We start from the raw sequence: 21,021 nt of genomic DNA on the forward strand, positions 1-21,021 counted from the left end.
GGATTTATAGTTATAGCTCGATGCAGCATTAAATTATGTTTTTGTACTTAATATAAACTTTCTGATTTTTCGCTTTAATAAACTTGACTCATTGCAATGGACATATTATTCGGACGCAAAGGATTTAGGATATTAATACCTCTGATAGATATTGCTTTCATATATCTTTCTATTTTATTATCCTACTATCTTTTTAAAGATACACTTAACGACTTTACAGGCAACTATTATGCCTTCTTATCAATATGGCCCTACATCGGGATTTGTTACCTGATACTAAGCCATATATTTGAACTTGACAAACCTAAAGACTTCTCGCTGATAGGTGTTGGGTACACTGTATCATTAACTATTCTGTCGCTTCTTGGCGCTACAATGGCGATAAGTTTCCTTGCTCGGGAATTTGCATATCCGCGAAGTATTTTGTTATTCAGTTCGGGCTTGCAAATAATCGTAATATCGCTCTGGCACTGGTTTACCAACAAAATGTATCGCAGGGCTAATGAGAAAAAGACAGTGGTTATTATCGGTTATCAGAAATCGAAAGACTTAGCTTATAAACTACTCGAATCGAATGGCATGTGGTCAAGAATACTGCATATATGCGAACCAGCCAATCCCAAAGTATATGAATATATAAATGAATGCGATGTTACCTTCCTAACAGAAGATGTAGATGAAAATATTAAACAGAATCTTGTTCGATACTGCGTTAATGAAAATAAGATAATGCTTTATGAGCCTAAGAATCCTGAAATTTTACTCTTTAATGCACGCTTCATTCAAATAGATGATACGCCCGTTCTTGACGTAAAAGAACTTGGCATACAACCCGGAAGTGAGATTATCAAACGGATCATGGATATCGTTTTGGGCAGTCTGGCTGTAGTCGTTTTTGCTATTCCGTTCATAGTTGTTTACCTCACTCTTAAGATTACAGGAGGAACAGCTTTTTATGTACAGGAAAGAATAACCCGTGGTGGAAAAATCTTTAAAATATACAAATTCAGGACAATGGTCGAAAATGCCGAAGCTAAATCAGGCCCGGTATTGGCACAGGATGTTGATAAACGGATTACCAAACTCGGTCACATTTTAAGGGCAACACGTATAGATGAAGTCCCTCAGGTATTCAATATTCTGAAAGGAGATATGAGTATTGTAGGTCCCCGGCCCGAACGTCCGTTTTTTGTAGAACAATTTTGCAAAGAACTACCCGAATATAATCTTAGACACCGTGTGAAAGCAGGATTAACCGGAATGGCTCAGGTACAAGGCAGATACAATACCACAGTGGGCGATAAACTTAAATACGATCTTTTATATATCAACGGATATTCCTTAGTACTCGATATAAAACTGGTTATGCAAACCTTAAATATATTGCTTCGTAAGAGTAGTACGCAAGGGCTGAAAGACGAGAAAAATTTCGGAGAAGAGATAAAGAAGCTTTCTCGCGGATAATAACAATAGGATAATTATTTAGTATTTCACTTTACTTATATCATATAATGAGCTATTTTCACGATCTTATAAGCCGCAGACGCAGTACACGTAAATTTACGGAAGAGCAACTAACGCCCGAGCAAGTCGAACTAATATTGAAAGCCGGTCTTAAATCACCTACATCTAAAGGTGCAAATTGCTGGCAGTTTTTAGTAGTAGAAGATAAAGAACAGCTAGAAAAACTATCTCTTTGCAAAAAAATGGCCAGCAAGTTAATCTCAAACTGTGCTTTAGCTGTTATAGTATTAGCCGATCCATCTGAGAGCGATGTATGGATAGAAGATGCTTCTATTGCTTCTATTATGATGCAGGTGCAAGCCGAAGACCTTGGTCTGGGCAGTTGCTGGGTTCAGGTACGACAAAGACATACAGCAGAAGATGGTTCGTCGGAAGAATATGTTAGAAAACTGTTTGATATCCCATCGCAATTACAGGTTCTGTCGGTAATAGCATTTGGAAATAAAGAAAAAGAACGTCCGCCATTCGATGACGAAAAACTACAATGGGAAAAAGTACATATTGGTAACTATAAACAATAACAAGTATGGCAGTCAGCAAAATTAACGATCGCTTATCGTATGGTGTAACGATCCTTGTATTCGGAATAATATTTTTATTAGACAAAATAGGTATACTCGACAAGATTCCTTACGGAGGAAAACTAATGAGTGTCGGTGCATTCTTCCTGATAGCAGGTATTATATTTCTTATCACTCAACCTAAAAAAATACTTGGATGGGTATTTACTGCTGTAGGTGTAATCCTCAATGCCGATCTGTTCTTCGGAAGGATGGACAATTATTCAATATATATTGTTCCTTTGGCATTGATTATAGTAGGTATCATAATGGTATTCACATCCAGCAAAAATAAAAACTAAATTATGAAAGTCGTATTTATAGGAGCAGGAAACGTAGCCTCTGCGCTGGCAATTGAACTATATAAATACGACTTCGATATTGTACAAATATATAGCCGGACAACCCAATCGGCTACGACATTGGCACAGCTAGTAAACGCTGCTGCCACAACCGACCTCAGTACTATCGCAGATAATGCCGACCTCTATATCTTTTCGGTAAAAGATTCGGTACTTGCTGACATTGCCTCGCAGATACCTGCTAACAATGGGCTTTGGATTCACACAGCAGGCAGTATTCCTCATGAAATATTTAGCCCTTATACTTCCCGATATGGGGTACTCTACCCTTTTCAGACGTTTACCAAAGGCAGAGAGATGGTATGGAAAGAAATCCCTGTATTTGTTGAAGCATCCAATTCCCAAACACTAGCAGTTCTTAAAGAAATAGCGAATAAAATATCGGACAAAGTAGCTGAACTATCTTCCGATAAAAGAAAATATATTCATCTGACAGGTGTATTCGCTTGCAATTTTGTGAATCATATGTACACACTTTCGGAACAAATTCTAAAAGAGGCCGGTTTACCTTTCGATGTAGCCCTACCTTTGATTGATGAAACTAGCCTGAAAGTTCACACGCTGTCGCCAATAGATGCACAGACAGGACCTGCTGTGCGCTTTGATGAGAATGTAATGAATAAGCATCTTTCCCTTATAGAGGATGAAAAAATAAGAGAGATCTACAAATTGATCAGTGAAAATATACACGCAATAAGCAATAAAAACAATAAGATATGAGCACTATAAATTACGATTTAACTAAGATAAAAGCATTTGTATTTGATGTAGATGGTGTACTATCACCCGATTCAATTCCTCTTTCGCCCGAAGGAGTACCTATGCGAATGGTAAATATCAAAGATGGATATGCTCTCAATCTGGCTGCACGCCACGGATATGGCCTTGCCATCATTACAGGCGGTGATACGGAGGCTGTAAGGCTTCGTTTCGAACGACTGGGTATCAAACACATTTATATGAAATCACATACGAAAATGAACGATTTCAACGACTATATTGCAAAGACAGGGTACAAACCCGAAGAAATAATATATGCCGGCGACGACCTGCCCGATTATCATGTAATGCAAACCGTAGGATTGTCGGTTGCACCAGCCGATGCTGCGGTTGAGATAAGGAGCATTGCCAAATACATTTCACATCGCAAAGGTGGAGATGGTGTTGCTCGCGATGTTATCGAACAAGTGATGAAAACACAAGGTAAATGGATGGGCGATGAAGCCTTCGGGTGGTAAATACCAACTATCCTTTTATAATCCGATAGTACGCTTCCCAATTATTATACAATGCTTCCATAGACGATAGTACGATATTAGCACCTGCATCGGCAAGTATTTTATTATTGAGTGGGCCGGTATTTACTGCTATTGTAAATATCCCTGCGGCAACAGCAGCTTCCACGCCCCGAGGGGCATTTTCAACTACAATCGCCTGATTAGGCTTTAAATGACCTGCTTTTTCCAATCCCATCAGATATGGTTCGGGATGCGGTTTACCATGTTTCACATCATAGGCCGTGACCATCAGGCTTTTTTGAAATAACCCGGGGAATCCGTTATCCAGTTTATCTATTAACGCACCTTGCCCCGATCCGGTAACCACGACACAGGTTAAGCCCTCGTCACTTACCTTTTTAGCAAAATCGTATGCATAAGGTATTAAATCACCATTGTTATATTGATTGAAAAGTTCAGTCTTCCGCTTATAAATCGCTTCCTTCTCCAAATCGGTAGCATCCCTACCCTTTTCTCTGTTTATGACATGGTTTATAGTTTTATGTCCGACCATCCCTTCATATAAATAAAATTCGTCGGGAGTACTGTTCAGATTAAATTCTGTCATTACTTCATTCCACGATTTGGCATGCCATTTCATCGAGTCGTATAATACACCGTCCATATCGAATAATATAGCTTTGAGATCAAAACCAGAATAATTATTTTTAGTCAGGTATTCCTTAAAAGCGGTTTCCATTTTTCAGTCTTTTTGAATGATTGACAAAGATAACCATTATTTTAAGACTGAGTCTTATGAGTCCACCTATATGCCAATAGTCGTATTTCCCAAACGAACTATTTGAAGTTAAAAACATATAATTTGCAATTGACATATTGTGTCATTTAATCCTACGTATTATATTTACTGAGTTTAAAGTATTTTCAAGAAAAGAAGGCATTTTTCACTAAAAAAGCTAATTTTCTACTATTTTTTTCATGCGGAAAGTTAGCAGTTATTAATTTCTACTTCTATTTCTTTATTCTATTATCTTTTTATCATTCTCCTTCGAAAATAACAGCTAAATTCACACCACTCGATTGATAATTAACAAAATACGTTTACACACTCCCATTCAGCCTCTCACAAATTAACATTTTATGAAAACGAGACAATTATCACAGCTTTTTCTTATTCTCCTACTCTCATATTATAGTGCGGTATTAAATGCACAGGTGACTATCGGTATAGGCCAAGAACCAATGAAAGGAGCCCTACTCGATCTGAAAAACAATACAGATGGCTCATCCAGCAAAGGCTTACTGATGCCACGTGTAGCTCTTACCAATTTATCTGATATTAGAGTTGATATATCAGGTGTGCTTATTGGTGGAGAAACAGACCATACCGGGTTGGTAGTATACAATGTTAATGAAGATTTTTGTTCAACGATTCCTATCCATAAAGGTATCTATGTGTGGTATGGTGATGCATGGCAATATATAGGCAAAGAAGATACAACACCTTACGAAGTCACTGTTTATAAGGATCAGGATGGTAATGAATTCAAAGCTCGTCGCTTTGGCAAAGCCGGTCTTTGGATGATCGAAAATCTGTCAGCTAAAAACTTTGCTTCAAATTTAGGAGGAGGAAGTATTTCGCCACATGCAGGAGGTACAACTGCAACAGCAGTCGCTTACACTTATCCCAATGCCAAAGCGTCAGCCTGGAATACTCCGCCTGAGACATGGGATATTAGCCAGGGATTACTTTACACCTTCGCTGCTGCAGCTAGTGGCAATACGTCCACTGCAAATCAAGGACAAACAACAGAAGGAAATATACCCGGAGTAAACGAAGTAGAGAATACAGGTCCTCTTGGCACTGCACCCAATAAATATGTACAAGGCATTTGTCCAAATGGATGGCATCTACCTAGCGATCGGGAATGGAACCAGTTGGAAGAAGAAATTTATACCAATGCCTGTGCTTATAGTAGTTCATCAACAAGTACATTTGCTCCTACAAGCTGGAGTACCATCTGGAATACTAACTTCGGTCCACGAGGTTCGTCTACAACAGCAGGTCACGGCTCTGCTATGAAAAGTCAATTCGCCCCGAAAAATAGCTCCTACGCCAATACCAATGGTACAAGTGGCACAAGTAATTCAATAGCGCAAAGCGGATTTCAAGGAATACTTGCAGGTTATGTAGCTGGTACTGCAATCAGTAATTATGGCGCCAACGGTTTTTTTTGGTCAAGCAGCTCCAACTCCGCAGCTAATTCATGGCACAGACGACTTGTTTACGATAATGTAAAAGTAAGCCGATATAGTTTGGAGCGTGGAAGTCTATCCTCTGTGAGATGCAAACACAACTAGAATGTAAAATATAAGGCAAAACCAATTCACAACAATGTTCTCTTAAAACAAAATATCCTTTACCTACTGACATAAGGCTGTCATAAGTCACCTCTATATTTGTATTAGTAAACAAAATGTTTCATTTTTAATACATACAAATTATGTTAGTAAAACCGACTTTAGTTTTTGATGGGGATGCAGAAAAAGCTCTCACTTTTTATAGTAAGATTCTGAATGGAAGCGTAGAAGAGTTGCTTCGCATTGGTGATGTGGATGCAAAAGATTATCCGCCTGTAAGCAGTTTAAAAGAGGAGGACAAAAAGAGGATTATGAATTCCCGCCTTAATCTGGGAAAAAGTGTATTCAATATCTGCGATACTGCTCCCGGTGTAAAAGTAGTGGCGGGCAATAATATTACAATGGATATTGTGTTGCATGATGACAAAGAAATTCGTCAGATATTTACTTCACTTTCGGAAGGCGGAAAAATACTAATGCCTCTTACTGCTACATTCTTCAGCCCAAATTATGGTATACTTATCGATAAGTTTGGCATCTGTTGGAATATTATGCAAATGTGATAATTATGAATTAATCTTTTCCTGTCATCTCGAAATGCAGTGAGAGATCTCGATTATTTCCCATTATGAAGTAACCAGATTCTCCCTTTAAGTTCGGGATGACAGAGAGAAAAAGAGGAATTACAGAATTTGTTTACCACATGCTTTTATTTATCTTTACTTCCGTAATAAAGCCAAAGCGATGAACAGATTAGAACGCATCTCATCTATCCTTATTCAACTTCAATCACGCCCTGTAATCACTGCACAACAAATTGCCAATCAATTTGACATCAGCCTCAGAACAGTCTACCGTGATATAAGAACCCTCGAAGAGGCCGGCATACCCATTATCGGGAATGTAGGTGTCGGATATTCGTTGATAGATGGCTATAAGCTGCCACCTTTGATGTTCACACGCGAAGAAGCTATTGCCTTTCTCACTGCTGAAAAGTTTATAGAAAATCTTACAGATGCAAAAAATGCACAGCATTACAGCTCGGGAATGAATAAAGTAAGGGCTGTACTAAGACAGGTAGAAAAAAACTATCTGGCAAATGTGGATGACAATCTGAAAGTATTCAGCAACAATAATCCGGATAAAGATCTGCCTGCCGATATAACCCAATGTATCCTGCAAAGTATATCAGGGCACAAGGTCATACACATCGAATACTTTGCACCTGAAAGTCAGTCCCTATCGCAACGTGATATAGAACCAATAGGCTATTTTCACAGTATAAGTAACTGGTATCTGATTGCTTTTTGCAGAACACGAAAGGATTACCGTAGTTTTCGTGTCGATAGAATTAAGAACTTTAAACTGACTGACGAGGTATTTTCTGATATTCACCCGTCTTTAGACGAGTTTATAAAAAAGCACAAGCAACTTTCATCTCATACAGAGGTCATTATACGAATTAAGACAAGTAATCTTCATAATATATATAATTACAAGCACTATCATGGCTGGGTGAAACAAGTAGATAATAAAGAACATACAGACTTATATTTCTCTACATTCAATCTAAACAGCTTTGCTCGCTGGCTCATATCTTATGCTGACGTTGCTCAGATTATCAGCCCCGAATCATTAAAAGAAAACATCAGCCTGCTGATCGACCAAATCAAAGTAAAACAGGACATTAAATAAAACGTTGACACAGACACCAACCTCAAAATGTCATAATATATCAAAAAATAAATCCTTTTATTTGTAATTTTGAAAAAATAGAATAACTTTGTCAATCGATTAATTAAGAAAATGGAAATGACATTGCATAGTTCAATTATTAGTACGCTCATTCTGCTCTGGAAAAATTTAGAGTGAGTATTGCTATGCGGTTAATTATAGGAAAAAACTAAGGCCTTTCTCACTCGTAAATGATGGGAAAGGTTTTTTTTATGTTATAAAATCAGTTTAATAATTTAGTAGAAAAAGTATGGACAAGTTATTTATTTTTGACACCACATTGAGAGATGGAGAGCAGGTTCCGGGTTGCCAGTTGAACACAATTGAAAAAATTGAAGTAGCTAAAGCCCTCGAAACTCTCGGTGTTGATGTTATCGAAGCCGGTTTTCCGGTATCCAGTCCAGGCGACTTCAACTCTGTAGTTGAAATATCTAAAGCTGTTACTTGGCCTACTATATGTGCTTTGACACGAGCTGTAGAAAAAGATATAGATGTGGCTGCCGAAGCCCTTAAGTATGCTAAAAAGAAACGTATACATACAGGTATAGGAACATCTGACTATCATATCAAGTACAAATTCAATTCTACACAAGACGAAATCGTAGAACGGGCAATTGCTGCCGTTAAGTATGCTAAAAGATATGTAGAGGATGTAGAGTTTTATGCCGAAGATGCAGGACGTACCGATAATGTTTATTTGGCGCGTGTAGTACAAGCTGTTATCAATGCAGGAGCTACAGTGGTAAATATTCCCGACACTACGGGATATTGCTTCCCTCACGAGTATGGAGCTAAGATAAAATACCTTATAGATAATGTGGATATGAAAAACGCTATTCTATCTACACATTGCCATCAGGATTTAGGTATGGCTACTGCCAATTCTATTTCGGGAGTTATCAATGGAGCCCGTCAGGTAGAAGTCACCATCAATGGTATTGGCGAACGTGCCGGAAATACTTCATTAGAAGAAGTGGTTATGGCAATAAAGAGTCATAAAGAACTGGGCATAGATACCAATATAAATACACAACGCATCTATCCGATGAGCCGCATGATATCGAGTTTGATGAACATGCCGATACAACCAAATAAAGCTATTGTAGGACGTAATGCTTTTGCTCACTCATCAGGAATTCATCAGGACGGTGTACTGAAAAACCTTTCGACTTACGAAATCATCGACCCTAAAGATGTAGGTATAGACGACAATGCAATTGTACTTACTGCACGCAGCGGGCGTGCCGCATTGAACAACAGATTGAATATACTAGGCATCGAAGTTAACGACGACGAATTAGCCGAAATATATGACCGATTCCTAGAATTGGCTGATAAGAAAAAAGATATCAACGACGAAGATATCTTCATCCTTGCCGGTAAAGAAACCGATAAAATGCACCGTATCAAACTTGACTACTTACAAGTAACATCAGGTATCGGCATCCGCAATATTGCCAATGTAGGTTTAGATATTGCAGGCGAAAAGTTCGAGGCATCAGCATCGGGCAATGGCCCTGTAGATGCAGCAATCGGTGCAATTAAACAGATCATAAAACGTCAGACAGTAATACAGGAATTTCTTATACAAGCCATCAATAAAGGTAGCGATGATATAGGAAAAGTACATATGCAAGTAGAATACGATGGTGTAAACTACTATGGATTCTCGGCCAATACAGATATCGTGGCAGCCTCGGCCGAAGCATTTATCAATGCTATAAATAAGTTTGTAAAGTAATCAAAATAAAAAGACTCAATAGAAAGAACGTATGAAAACTTTATTCGACAAAATTTGGGATGCACATGTTGTATCATCAGTAGAAAACGGTCCTACTCAATTATATATAGACCGACATTTCTGTCATGAGGTAACCAGTCCGCAAGCATTCAATGGACTTCGTGCCAGAGGGTTGACTGTGTTTCGCCCTGATAAAACAACCATTACAGCCGATCATAATACACCGACTATCCATCAAGATCAACCGGTAAAAGATGCTATATCTAAAAACCAATTGGATACACTATCTAAAAATGCCGTTGATTTCGGTATACAACAATTTTATCCGTTAGGTCATCAAAAGAATGGTGTAGTACATATCATAGGACCTGAAAACGGTTTTACTCACCCCGGAATGACTATCGTTTGTGGAGACAGCCACACATCTACTCACGGAGCATTCGGCTCTATTGCTTTCGGTATCGGAACCAGCGAAGTAGAAATGGTTCTCGCTACACAATGTGTACTGCAAAGTCGTCCTAAAACGATGCGCATTACTTTCAACGGAAAACTTGGAAAAGGTGTGCTTGCTAAAGATTTAGCATTGTACATGATCTCTAAACTGACAACAGGTGGTGCTACCGGTTATTTTGTAGAATATGCAGGTGAAGCCATCCGCAGCATGTCGATGGAAGAACGTATGACATTGTGTAACTTAAGTATCGAAATGGGCGCACGTGGTGGCTTGATAGCTCCCGACGAAATAACCTTCAATTATGTGAAAGGCCGTGAGTTTGCACCGAAAGGCGAAGCTTGGGATAAATCTCTCGCATATTGGAAAACATTGAAAACAGACGAAGGAGCTAAATTCGATAAAGAACTGACATTCGATGCTGCCGACATACAACCGATGATTACTTACGGAACAAATCCGGGTATGGGAATGGGTATCAACGAAAGCATACCGACTCTTGATCAGATAGATGAAGCAGGTCGTATCTCGTTCCAAAAATCGATGGACTATATGGGATTCAAACCGGGAGAGAAAGTAGAAGGCAAACAAATCGACTATGTATTCCTTGGTAGCTGTACTAACGGACGTATTGAAGACTTCCGTATATTTGCAAACTTTGTAAAAGGAAAGAAAAAAGCCGACAATGTAGTTGCTTGGCTCGTACCGGGTAGCTGGATGGTTGAGAAACAAATCAAAGACGAAGGTCTGTACGAAATTCTTACCGAAGCAGGTTTTGCTCTTCGTCAACCGGGATGTTCTGCATGTCTGGCGATGAACGATGATAAAGTTCCTGCCGGAAAATATGCTGTATCGACTTCTAATCGTAACTTCGAAGGACGTCAGGGACCGGGTGCCCGCACAATCCTTGCCGGACCATTAGTTGCAGCTGCTGCTGCTGTTACAGGTAAAATTACAGACCCAAGAAGTTTTTAATCTTTTAATCATCGAAAATAATGGAAAAATTTAAAACATTAATATCAACATACGTTCCACTACCTATCGAGAATGTGGATACAGACCAAATTATCCCTGCACGTTTCTTAAAAGCAACAACTCGCGAAGGATTCGGAGACAACCTTTTTGCCGATTGGCGCTACGACAAAGACGGCACTCCGAAAGCCGACTTTGTACTGAATAACCCAACTTACAGTGGTGAAATACTTGTTGCTGGAAAAAACTTCGGTAGCGGATCGAGCCGTGAGCATGCAGCTTGGGCAATCGGTGGATACGGATTCAAAGCAGTAGTATCTAGCTTTTTTGCAGATATCTTCAAAAACAATGCATTGAACAATGGTGTTCTACCCGTAGTAGTTACAACAGAATTCCTAGCCGAGATATTTGCTAGTGTGAATAAAGACCCGAAAGCAACATTGACTATCGATCTTGAAAAGCAAACAATAACAAATAATGCGACAGGAAAATCGGAAAGTTTTGAGATCAATCCTTACAAAAAGGAATGCCTTGTAAATGGACTGGATGATATAGACTATCTGCTATCGAAAAGAGAGCAAATAGAACAATACGAGAAGAAACATACGTTTTAACAATCGAATGAACTAATATACCTATATGCCAATATTTGAAATCAAATAATTGGCATATTGGCATATCAGCATACGGGCACATCAATATTGGCTATGATAGAAATAATGGACACAACTCTCAGAGATGGAGAACAGACCTCTGGGGTTTCGTTTTCATCTCAGGAGAAAATGAGTTTAGCTCATCTACTATTGGTAGATCTTGGTGTTAACCGCATTGAGGTTGCATCGGCACGCGTTTCGAGCGGAGAGTTCGAAACTGTTAAGAAGATAGCTGCCTGGGCTTCGGCTGCAGGTCATATAGACAAGGTAGAAATACTTGGATTTATAGACAATGGTGCATCTATCAACTGGATAAAAGATGCAGGCTGTAAGGTAATAAATCTGCTAACCAAAGGTTCGTACAAGCATGTAACCGAACAACTTCGGAAAACGCCCGAGCAACATCTCGGAGATATAAAAAGGGAAATCGAAATTGCAAATAAAGCAGGTATATCCGTCAATCTCTATCTCGAAGACTGGTCGAACGGAATAATAAATTCTCAGGATTATGTGTACTTTATGATGGACGGACTAAAGGATATGCCTATCAGACGGTTTATGCTACCTGATACACTGGGGATACTTAACCCCCACTCTACATGGAGATGCTGCCGAAGAATGATAAGCCGTTATCCTAATCTTCATTTCGATTTTCATGCGCATAACGATTACGATCTGGGGGTTGCCAATACAATGGTAGCTGCCGAAGTAGGCGTAAAAGGTGTACATGTTACTATGAATGGATTAGGCGAACGCGCAGGAAACGCTTCATTATCAAGTGTGATAGCAGTATTTCACGATCAATTGAAGATAGAGACATCTATAAAAGAAAATAATATCAATAGGGTTAGCCGTGTAGTAGAAACCTATTCAGGACTAACGATCTCTGCCAATCAGCCTATTATCGGCGACAATGTATTTACACAATGTGCAGGCATTCATGCCGATGGCGATAATAAAAATAATTTGTATTATAATGAATTGTTCCCCGAACGGTTTGGTCGTGTAAGAGAATATGCATTAGGTAAATTATCGGGCAAATCTAACATTCGTAAAAATATCGAGGCTCTTGGTATAGAACTCGACGAAAATGAAATGACAATAGTTACCAACAGGGTAACGGAGTTAGGCGACAAAAAAGAAATCATTACACAAGACGATCTTCCTTATATCATCTCGGATGTATTGAAACACAACGAAAAAAACAAGCGAATAAAGATCATTTCTTTTGCTTTTGTCTTGACCAAAGGTTTACGACCAACCGCTACCGTGCGTATCGAAATAGATGGTGAAGAATATGAGCAAACAGCTCCCGGAGACGGACAATATCATGCTTTCTCGAAAGCTTTATGGAAAATATACAACAATCTGGGCAAGCCAAAACCGGCATTAACCAACTATACGGTATATATTCCACCGGGCGGACGAACAGATGCTTTGGTACAAACTGTCATTGCATGGAATTTTAACGGGAAAGATTTCAAAACCAGAGGGCTGGATGCCGACCAGACAGAAGCCGCTGTAAAGGCTACAGAAAAGATGTTGAACCTCATAGAGGGAATGCAGTAATAAGTAGCGCTTTATTAATATTATTCTATGACAGAAATAAGCTAAAACAAAATATATAAATTGATATGAAATTAAACATTGCAGTACTTCCCGGAGACGGTATAGGTCCTGAAATAATCGGACAAGCATTAAGAGTTACAGAAGCCGTATGTGAAAAATTCGGGCATGAACTATCGTATGAATATGCTATCGTAGGAGCTTCGGCTATCGATGAGGTAGGTAATCCTTATCCCGATAGCACGCACGAATTGTGTATGTCGGCTGATGCTGTTTTATTTGGAGCTATAGGCGATCCTAAGTATGATAATGATCCCTCGGCAAAAGTACGTCCCGAGCAAGGACTATTGGCTATGCGTAAAAAATTGGGATTATTTGCTAATATTCGTCCTGTTACAACTTTTCCTTCATTAATCCACAAATCGCCATTACGTGCCGAATTAATAGAAGGCGCTGACTTTATGTGTATACGTGAATTGACAGGAGGAATGTACTTCGGACGCCCACAAGGACGTAGCGAAGACGGGAATACAGCGTACGACACATGTGTATATACACGCGAAGAAGTAGAAAGAATTTTACATCTTTCGTACAAATATGCACAGCTACGCCGCAAAAAAGTGACGGTAGTAGATAAAGCGAATGTATTAGCAACATCACGCCTTTGGAGGCAAGTCGCACAAGAAATTGAAAAACAATATCCTGATGTAGAAACAGAATATATGTTTGTAGACAATGCTGCTATGCAAATAATACAATGGCCTAAACGATTCGATGTACTTGTTACCGAAAACTTGTTTGGTGACATCCTTACCGACGAGGCTTCTGTCATTACAGGATCGCTGGGCATGCTGCCATCAGCATCTATCGGAATAGAAACATCTGTATTCGAACCTATCCACGGATCGTACCCGCAAGCGGCAGGAAAGAATATAGCTAATCCGTTGGCTACAATCTTATCGGCAGCTCTTATGTTCGAGTACGCTTTCGAATTGAAAGAAGAAGGTGCGCTTATCCGCAAAGCTGTAGATGCTTCTATGGATGCAGGAGTAGTGACCGAAGATATTTCATCTGCCGGAAAAGCTTATTCGACATCGGATGTTGGCGACTGGATCGTTAATTTTGTGAAGAAATAAATAGAGAAAATAGAATATGTAAGAGGTTGTGTAATGTTACACAGCCTCTTTTTGTATATAAAAAACTAATTACAAACATAACGACACCACTCTTATCATAAAATAAGTTATAAAAAAAAGAAATCCGACCCCTTACAGATTACCATTCATTTATAATCCTACCTTTACAAACACGAGCCCTTTACTATAAAGGCCTAACATACATAATACACAATAGAATGTCCACAAAAAATATCCGCTTAGAAGTCATGCGCTTCTTAGAGAAAAATGTCGATACCTTTATCGATCAATATTTAATACCTGTCGAAAAAATATGGCAGCCAACCGACTATTTACCCAATTCGGAAAAAGAAACGTTTTTCGATGATGTAAAAGAATTACGCGAACTGGCCAAAGATTTACCCTACGACTTTTGGGTGGTGCTGGTAGGCGACACCATTACCGAGGAAGCCCTACCCACATACGAATCGTGGCTGATGCAGGTAGAAGGCATAGACAATGTGGAACGTAACGGCTGGTCGAGATGGATCAGACAATGGACGAGTGAGGAAAATCGCCATGGCGACCTGCTAAATAAGTATCTTTACCTTTCTGGCAGAGTGAATATGAGAGAAATCGAGCAAACCACTCAACATCTTATTAGTGACGGATTCGATATTGGTACAGGGCGCGATCCCTACAAAAATTTTGTTTATACCAGTTTTCAAGAACTCGCTACATTTGTGTCGCACAATCGCGTCGCAGAACTGGCTAAAAAAGCCGGAGATGATAAGTTGTCGAGAATGTGTAAACGCATTGCGAGCGACGAGATGAGACACCACCATGCATACAGTGAATTTGTCAATTCTATATTCGAGGTAGATGCGAGCGAAATGATGCTTGCTTTTCAATATATGATGAAGCAAAAGATTGTTATGCCTGCCCATTTTTTAAGAGAATCGGGACAAAAGATAAGCACGGCCTTCGAACAATTCTCGAATGCAGCACAACGTATCGGAGTATATACTGCCACCGATTATGTAGACATCATGCAAAAACTGATAAGTAAATGGAATATAGATAAAATTACAGGATTGACGGACGAAGCCGAACGTGCCCGCGATTTTCTAATGAAGCTACCTGCACGTATGACTAAAATTTCGGAACGATTGGTTGTACCACCTGACTCTTATATATTCAAATGGGTACAGCCTGCTGTAAAATAATAACAGGAGAACCCACAATATTCGTCTCTGCTATCGTCCAGTATCCTCCATTTCGTCACTACATTTCGGGATGACAGAGTCGTGTATTCGTTTAATTAAATTGGTCATTAAGAGATAAGGTAAGAACAAAAAGGGTGCGAAGTATACTTCGCACCCTTTTTGTTTGGCATACACCATTGCAACTTATCCCCAATGAATCGACTCGCCATATAATTAAGTGTAATAGTCTGTAAATGGATAAGATGCATAGGTATCGTTTTTCTCATAACACGCTTAGATTTTTTCTATCAAAAAATAAGTCTATACTGAAAACTCTTAAAATAATCTTTTGTTATATTAATATATGCTAGTTTTTAAAAATTATTTAACACTAAACAAAAAAATATATGAAAAAGATTATATTGGGACTATTTTTAGTATGCTTGGCTTTTAACCTATCAGCACAAAATAGGAGACACGAATTAAGAGGCGGATACGGTGTGGGTACATCAAATGAGGCTATAAACAGTTTATCAGACATTCTGATTACAGATGCAACAAAGAATGTAGTCGGAGGCGATAAAACTTTTAACGGCGCATTTAATTTGGGATACAAATATAGTTTAAACGAAAAAATTAATGTGGGTGCCAATTTTTCGTATGAGAGAGCCGGAGCCACAGCTTTTGTTGATGTTATGAAAAGTGGTGAACTTAAGAGCCACTATTATACAATTGCAGCTGAAGCTGATTATATTTATTTCCGAAGAGAGAATTTCACATTTTATAGTACCGTTGGTCTGGGAGGTACAATATACGATCAGAAGTATAAAATGAACGACGGAGGCGAAGACACCAAAAGTCATACAAATCTAAATTTCCAAATAAGCCCTATAGGCGTGAAATATGGCGACAGATTGGGTTTCTTCGGTGAAATGGGATTCGGGTATAAAGGACTATTTAATTTTGGATTGTTTACGAGATTCTAAAATTGGCAAATAATAGAGAACATATTTAGCTGAATTAGCAAAGGATGTCGCCTGTAAGCGACATCCTTTTTTTTGTATGAACCGAATCTTACTCCATTTCGTTATTCTTAGCAACACATATATCTTAAATCTAAATAGCTGGTATAGCAGGTTAAATTTCCTATATTATCCGCTCCCTTCTTTTAACACTCACTTATCCTTGAAATATTATTGAATATGCTCATTTTTTTCTACTTTTGATACGCGATTATATAATGTGAAAAATATTTACTATATTGCCTAGTTATAATTAACAACAAGCTTTGATTATTACACTCTTCAAAGCGAAAAATAGGTCTCTGACCTTTAACAATGATGCTTCTCAAAAATATCTACAGTAGTTTTATTATTTGGAAAACGAAGAATGTAAAAGAAAAACAGCTCGTTTTATTCGTTAGTTTTCTAATCGGAATCTTCACCGCTTTAGCTGCGTTTGTTCTTAAAACGATGATCCACTTTATACAACATCTGCTTACTTCTAATCTGATAGAAGATAAAGCGAATTATTTGTATCTGATATATCCGGTTGTAGGTATCCTTATTGCAGGGCTGTATGTAAAATATATAGTAAAAGACGATATCAGCCATGGGGTTACCAAAATCTTATATGCGATATCGCAAAGCAGAAGTTTTATCAAGCTGCATAATACATATACATCGATAATAGCGAGTTCGATCACGATCGGATTCGGGGGATCGGTCGGAGCTGAGGCTCCTATCGTGTTGACCGGTTCGGCAATCGGCTCTAACCTTGGTCGTTTATTCAAGCTCGAGCAACGCTACCTGATGCTGCTCATCGGTTGTGGTGCAGCTGGTGCCATTGCAGGTATTTTTAAAGCACCTATTGCAGGATTGGTATTTGTGGTAGAAGTTCTCTTACTCGATCTGACAACCTTTACCGTATTACCCTTACTTGTAACTTCAGTAACAGCTGCTACCGTTTCTTACCTGACTATGGGAACTAAAGCACTCTTTACATATTCTCATGCGGATCAATTCGAGATGGAGCGTATCCCTTATGTAATTCTGCTCGGTGCTTTCTGTGGAATTGTATCCTTATATTTTACGCGGGCAATGAACTGGATAGAGGGTAAATTCAAAAAATTATCTTACTGGAGAAAATTCATCCTCGGAGCCAGCATACTTAGTGTACTTATATTTTTATTACCACCATTATATGGGGAAGGTTATGATACAATAAACGCTCTGATAGATGGTTCGGGAGATTATAGTCATTTGCTCGATAATAGCTTGTTTTTCCAATTTCAAGATACCCGTTGGACAATCGTTATATTCCTTAGTGCAGTCCTTTTGTTGAAAGTATTTGCTTCGAGCGCAACGAATGGTGGTGGTGGTACGGGTGGTATATTTGCACCTTCGCTATTCTTGGGAGCTATTGCAGGATTTATATTTGCATTTATTCTCAACAACTCGTCATTAGGGCAATACATCCCTCTTTTGCCCGAAGAAAACTTTGCTCTGATGGGTATGGCCGGAGTTATGGCCGGAGTAATGCATGCACCTTTGACAGGAACGTTCCTTATTGCAGAATTAACAGGAGGGTACGAATTGTTATTACCACTACTTATTGTTTCGGCGTGCTCATTTGCTACAATCAAAATGTTCGAACCACATAGTATCTACTCGATGCGTCTGGCTCAGAAAGGAGAATTGATTACCCATCAAAAAGATAAAGCGGTACTAACTCTGATGAAAATAAAATCGCTGATAGAAACAGAATTCCAAACGATAAACCCCGAAATGACATTGGGAGATCTTGTAAAAGTAATATCTCGTTCGCCGCGAAATGTGTTTCCGGTAGTAGACGAAGAGAATCATTTCCTTGGAATTGTTATGATCGATAATATACGGAATATAATGTTTCGTCCCGAACTATACAACCGCTTCAAAGTAAAACGTTTCATGACTTCACCACCGGCAACTGTTGTCATAACAATGGCGACAGATAAGATAATGAACCTCTTTGACGAAACTAAAGCCTGGAATCTACCCGTTATAGATGAGAATGGAATATATCTCGGTTTTGTATCCAAATCAAGTATACTAAATGGATATAGGGAGATATTGGTGGAAAATTTTACCGAAGAATAAATTCAGTAGAGCTAATAGGCAAAATTTTAAGAATTAAAAATGATTCTTTCAAATTGAGTTCAATTGATTGTTCCTATATTTGTATTGAATAAACCATTAAAAATCAACATTTATGAAATCATTTATTGGTGTTCTTTCTACAATTATTATTCTCACAGGAGCCACTCTTCTGATATTGGCATTGTGGGATATACAACCAATCTCGCTGAAAATTATACTACGATCGGGCGCAACTATTGCAGTTGCATGTGTGACAGTGATCATGTTATGGCTTATCAAAACAATATTTTTTCAAAGAGGAATTTTCAGAAATAAAGATAAAGAAAATACACCTCGTTCAAGAAACTAAGGAATGAATAAACAAGATTTACGTATCGTTTTCATGGGTACTCCCGACTTTGCAGTAGAAAGTTTGAGGATACTTGTCGAAAACGATTATAATATTGTCGGAGTTATCACTATGCCCGACAAGCCGAGTGGAAGAGGACATAAAATACAATATTCGGCAGTAAAAAAATATGCTTTAGAGCAAAATCTACCTCTGCTGCAACCCGAAAAATTAAAAGATGAAGCTTTTTTAAGCGATTTAAAAGCCTTGAATGCCGACCTGCAAATCGTAGTAGCCTTTCGTATGCTTCCCGAAGCAGTTTGGAATATGCCCCGTTTAGGAACATTCAATCTACATGCTTCACTTCTACCTCAATATCGTGGTGCTGCCCCTATCAATTGGGCAATTATAAATGGTGAGAAAGAGACAGGTGCTACTACCTTTTTTCTTACGCATGAGATAGATACCGGTAAGATTATTCTTCAGCAAAAAGTGCCGATCGGGGAAAGTGATAATGCAGGTAAGATTCACGATGAACTGATGAATATGGGTGCAGAGTTAGTCCGCAAAACAGTTGACATGCTTCTAGAAGATAAAGTAGATGCAGTAGATCAGCAGCAATTTATTAAAGATGAGGGTGAGTTGAAAGCTGCGCCGAAGATATTTAAAGATACATGCCGTATCGATTGGAACAATTCAGCAAAACGTATATATAACCTAATCAGAGGTTTGTCACCTTACCCTGCTGCATGGACAGAATTGAGCGATAAAGATAAAGATGCACAATTAGTAAAAATATATGCTGCCGACATTCTGTTTTCAGAAGAATCGCATCACGTGGGCAGTATACATACTGATAATAAAACATATCTGCATATTGCCTGTAAAGATGGATTTATCGATGTAAAAGAAATTCAGCTGGCAGGAAAGAAAGCGATGAAAATAGATGAACTCCTTCGAGGATATAAATTTGAAGAAGGTAGTTGTTTTTAATAAAAGAGAATAAGCATGCAAAAAGTAATCAAATCGACTGATCTAAATAAAGATTTATCAAACATACTCACACAGCTACATTTCGATAGACTGTTTGTACTTACAGACGAGAATACCGAAAAACTTTGTTATCCTTTTATTCGAGATAATGAGCAGATAGCTAAAGCAGGTAAGATCGTTATTAAAGCAGGAGATAACAATAAGAATATAGAATCACTTGCTTCCATCTGGAAGTTTCTTTCAGAAAATGGAGCAACACGTCATTCATTACTTGTTAATCTTGGTGGAGGTATGCTTACTGATATTGGTGGGTTTGCTGCCGCCAGTTTCAAACGTGGCATAAGATGCATCAATATACCCACTACACTTTTAGGGGCGGTAGATGCTGCCGTAGGCGGCAAAACAGGCATTAACTTCAACGGATTGAAGAATGAGATAGGTGCATTTGCCCCTGCCGAAACAGTACTCATAGATTCTCTATTCTTTCAAAGCTTAGATCATCAGAATTTCTTATCGGGCTATGCCGAAATGATTAAACACGGGCTAATAGACAGTGACGAGGTTTGGAAAAGAACTATTAGTTTCGATACCGAAGAAATCGACTATAGCAAACTGAAAGAACTGGTTGTAGAATCGGTAGGTGTAAAAGAACGGATTGTAGAAATAGACCCTTTCGAGAAAGGACTACGCAAGGCACTGAACTTAGGCCACACCATCGGTCATGCTTTCGAGAGCCTTTCGTACGAAATAAATAAGCCTGTACAACATGGTTACGCCGTAGCATGGGGTACTATATGCGAATTATACCTATCACAAAAATTCTGTAATTTTCCTAAAGACAAACTATATTCCACCATTTATTTCATAAAAGACAATTACGATGGTTTCCCTTTTGACTGTGACGATTACGAGCGTTTGTATGAATATATGAAGCACGATAAGAAGAACGAATCGGCTGATACCGTAAACTTCACATTATTATCTGATGTTGGCAAAGTGAAAATAGACCAGACAGCAAGCAAGGAAGATATCTTCGAATCCATCGACTTTTTGAGAGAAAGTGTAGGACTATAAAATAATA

The 21,021-nt window shown here is 38.6% G+C and carries 20 protein-coding genes; 19 read left to right on the plus strand and 1 reads right to left on the minus strand.

Going from position 1 to position 21,021, the window contains the following annotated elements:
* Positions 1–96 precede the first annotated feature (96 nt).
* From G7Y57_RS10235 to G7Y57_RS10255, 5 genes are read left to right on the plus strand one after another with little or no spacing between them, the layout of a single operon-like run.
* Entirely contained in the window at positions 97–1,464 is a 1,368-nt protein-coding gene (locus G7Y57_RS10235; RefSeq protein ID WP_165023381.1) for a sugar transferase, read from the plus strand.
* Between the two features lie 47 nt (positions 1,465–1,511).
* Positions 1,512–2,045 carry a nitroreductase family protein gene (locus G7Y57_RS10240; RefSeq protein WP_165023384.1) on the plus strand — a complete coding sequence of 178 codons (534 nt, stop codon included), beginning with the start codon at positions 1,512–1,514 and terminating at the stop codon, positions 2,043–2,045.
* A gap of 5 nt (positions 2,046–2,050) precedes the next feature.
* The gene (locus G7Y57_RS10245) at positions 2,051–2,386 is read left to right on the plus strand and encodes a LiaF transmembrane domain-containing protein (protein ID WP_165023386.1); all 336 of its coding nucleotides are present in this window, start codon (positions 2,051–2,053) and stop codon (positions 2,384–2,386) included.
* A 3-nt stretch (positions 2,387–2,389) separates the two neighbouring features.
* Positions 2,390–3,166 carry a Rossmann-like and DUF2520 domain-containing protein gene (locus tag G7Y57_RS10250; RefSeq protein WP_165023389.1) on the plus strand — a complete coding sequence of 259 codons (777 nt, stop codon included), beginning with the start codon at positions 2,390–2,392 and terminating at the stop codon, positions 3,164–3,166.
* Positions 3,163–3,684, plus strand: a complete 522-nt coding sequence (locus G7Y57_RS10255) for a KdsC family phosphatase (RefSeq protein WP_165023392.1) — start codon at positions 3,163–3,165, stop codon at positions 3,682–3,684. The genes G7Y57_RS10250 and G7Y57_RS10255 overlap by 4 nt, the downstream gene beginning before the upstream one ends.
* 7 nt (positions 3,685–3,691) lie before the next feature.
* Here the strand turns inward: G7Y57_RS10255 and G7Y57_RS10260 are convergent, their stop codons facing one another.
* Positions 3,692–4,423 carry an HAD family hydrolase gene (locus tag G7Y57_RS10260; RefSeq protein ID WP_165023395.1) on the minus strand — a complete coding sequence of 244 codons (732 nt, stop codon included), beginning with the start codon at positions 4,421–4,423 and terminating at the stop codon, positions 3,692–3,694.
* Between the two features lie 401 nt (positions 4,424–4,824).
* On the opposite strand from G7Y57_RS10260, the gene G7Y57_RS10265 reads away from it, so the two are divergent.
* The 14 genes from G7Y57_RS10265 to aroB all read left to right on the plus strand — a co-directional run bounded on the left by G7Y57_RS10265 (position 4,825) and on the right by aroB (position 21,014).
* The gene (locus G7Y57_RS10265) at positions 4,825–6,045 is read left to right on the plus strand and encodes an FISUMP domain-containing protein (protein ID WP_165023398.1); all 1,221 of its coding nucleotides are present in this window, start codon (positions 4,825–4,827) and stop codon (positions 6,043–6,045) included.
* A 143-nt stretch (positions 6,046–6,188) separates the two neighbouring features.
* On the plus strand, positions 6,189–6,608 hold the full coding sequence (locus G7Y57_RS10270) for a VOC family protein (RefSeq protein ID WP_165023401.1): 420 nt from the start codon (positions 6,189–6,191) through the stop codon (positions 6,606–6,608).
* 181 nt (positions 6,609–6,789) lie between these two features.
* Complete coding sequence (locus G7Y57_RS10275; protein WP_165023404.1) at positions 6,790–7,740, plus strand: helix-turn-helix transcriptional regulator; 951 nt, start codon at positions 6,790–6,792, stop codon at positions 7,738–7,740.
* Positions 7,741–8,029: 289 nt separating this feature from the next.
* Positions 8,030–9,520 (plus strand): 2-isopropylmalate synthase, encoded by a 1,491-nt coding sequence (locus G7Y57_RS10280; RefSeq protein ID WP_165023407.1) that lies wholly within the window; start codon positions 8,030–8,032, stop codon positions 9,518–9,520.
* A gap of 31 nt (positions 9,521–9,551) precedes the next feature.
* Positions 9,552–10,946, plus strand: a complete 1,395-nt coding sequence (gene leuC, locus G7Y57_RS10285) for a 3-isopropylmalate dehydratase large subunit (protein WP_165023410.1) — start codon at positions 9,552–9,554, stop codon at positions 10,944–10,946.
* 20 nt (positions 10,947–10,966) lie between these two features.
* Complete coding sequence (gene leuD / locus G7Y57_RS10290; protein WP_165023413.1) at positions 10,967–11,557, plus strand: 3-isopropylmalate dehydratase small subunit; 591 nt, start codon at positions 10,967–10,969, stop codon at positions 11,555–11,557.
* Positions 11,558–11,650: 93 nt separating this feature from the next.
* Positions 11,651–13,165 carry an alpha-isopropylmalate synthase regulatory domain-containing protein gene (locus G7Y57_RS10295; protein ID WP_165023577.1) on the plus strand — a complete coding sequence of 505 codons (1,515 nt, stop codon included), beginning with the start codon at positions 11,651–11,653 and terminating at the stop codon, positions 13,163–13,165.
* Positions 13,166–13,230: 65 nt separating this feature from the next.
* On the plus strand, positions 13,231–14,298 hold the full coding sequence (gene leuB, locus G7Y57_RS10300; protein ID WP_165023416.1) for a 3-isopropylmalate dehydrogenase: 1,068 nt from the start codon (positions 13,231–13,233) through the stop codon (positions 14,296–14,298).
* Between the two features lie 218 nt (positions 14,299–14,516).
* Positions 14,517–15,503 carry an acyl-ACP desaturase gene (locus G7Y57_RS10305; protein WP_165023420.1) on the plus strand — a complete coding sequence of 329 codons (987 nt, stop codon included), beginning with the start codon at positions 14,517–14,519 and terminating at the stop codon, positions 15,501–15,503.
* A gap of 386 nt (positions 15,504–15,889) precedes the next feature.
* The gene (locus G7Y57_RS10310; protein ID WP_165023422.1) at positions 15,890–16,468 is read left to right on the plus strand and encodes an outer membrane beta-barrel protein; all 579 of its coding nucleotides are present in this window, start codon (positions 15,890–15,892) and stop codon (positions 16,466–16,468) included.
* Between the two features lie 354 nt (positions 16,469–16,822).
* A complete protein-coding gene (locus G7Y57_RS10315) occupies positions 16,823–18,619 on the plus strand; it encodes a chloride channel protein (protein WP_165023580.1) in 1,797 nt (598 codons plus the stop codon).
* Between the two features lie 112 nt (positions 18,620–18,731).
* The gene (locus G7Y57_RS10320) at positions 18,732–18,968 is read left to right on the plus strand and encodes a hypothetical protein (protein ID WP_165023425.1); all 237 of its coding nucleotides are present in this window, start codon (positions 18,732–18,734) and stop codon (positions 18,966–18,968) included.
* 3 nt (positions 18,969–18,971) lie between these two features.
* On the plus strand, positions 18,972–19,940 hold the full coding sequence (gene fmt, locus G7Y57_RS10325; RefSeq protein ID WP_165023428.1) for a methionyl-tRNA formyltransferase: 969 nt from the start codon (positions 18,972–18,974) through the stop codon (positions 19,938–19,940).
* Between the two features lie 9 nt (positions 19,941–19,949).
* Positions 19,950–21,014 (plus strand): 3-dehydroquinate synthase, encoded by a 1,065-nt coding sequence (gene aroB, locus G7Y57_RS10330; RefSeq protein WP_255491417.1) that lies wholly within the window; start codon positions 19,950–19,952, stop codon positions 21,012–21,014.
* The last annotated feature ends 7 nt before the right edge of the window (positions 21,015–21,021 follow it).

It is taken from the genome of Dysgonomonas sp. ZJ279, assembly GCF_011039205.1.
Classification (GTDB): domain Bacteria; phylum Bacteroidota; class Bacteroidia; order Bacteroidales; family Dysgonomonadaceae; genus Dysgonomonas.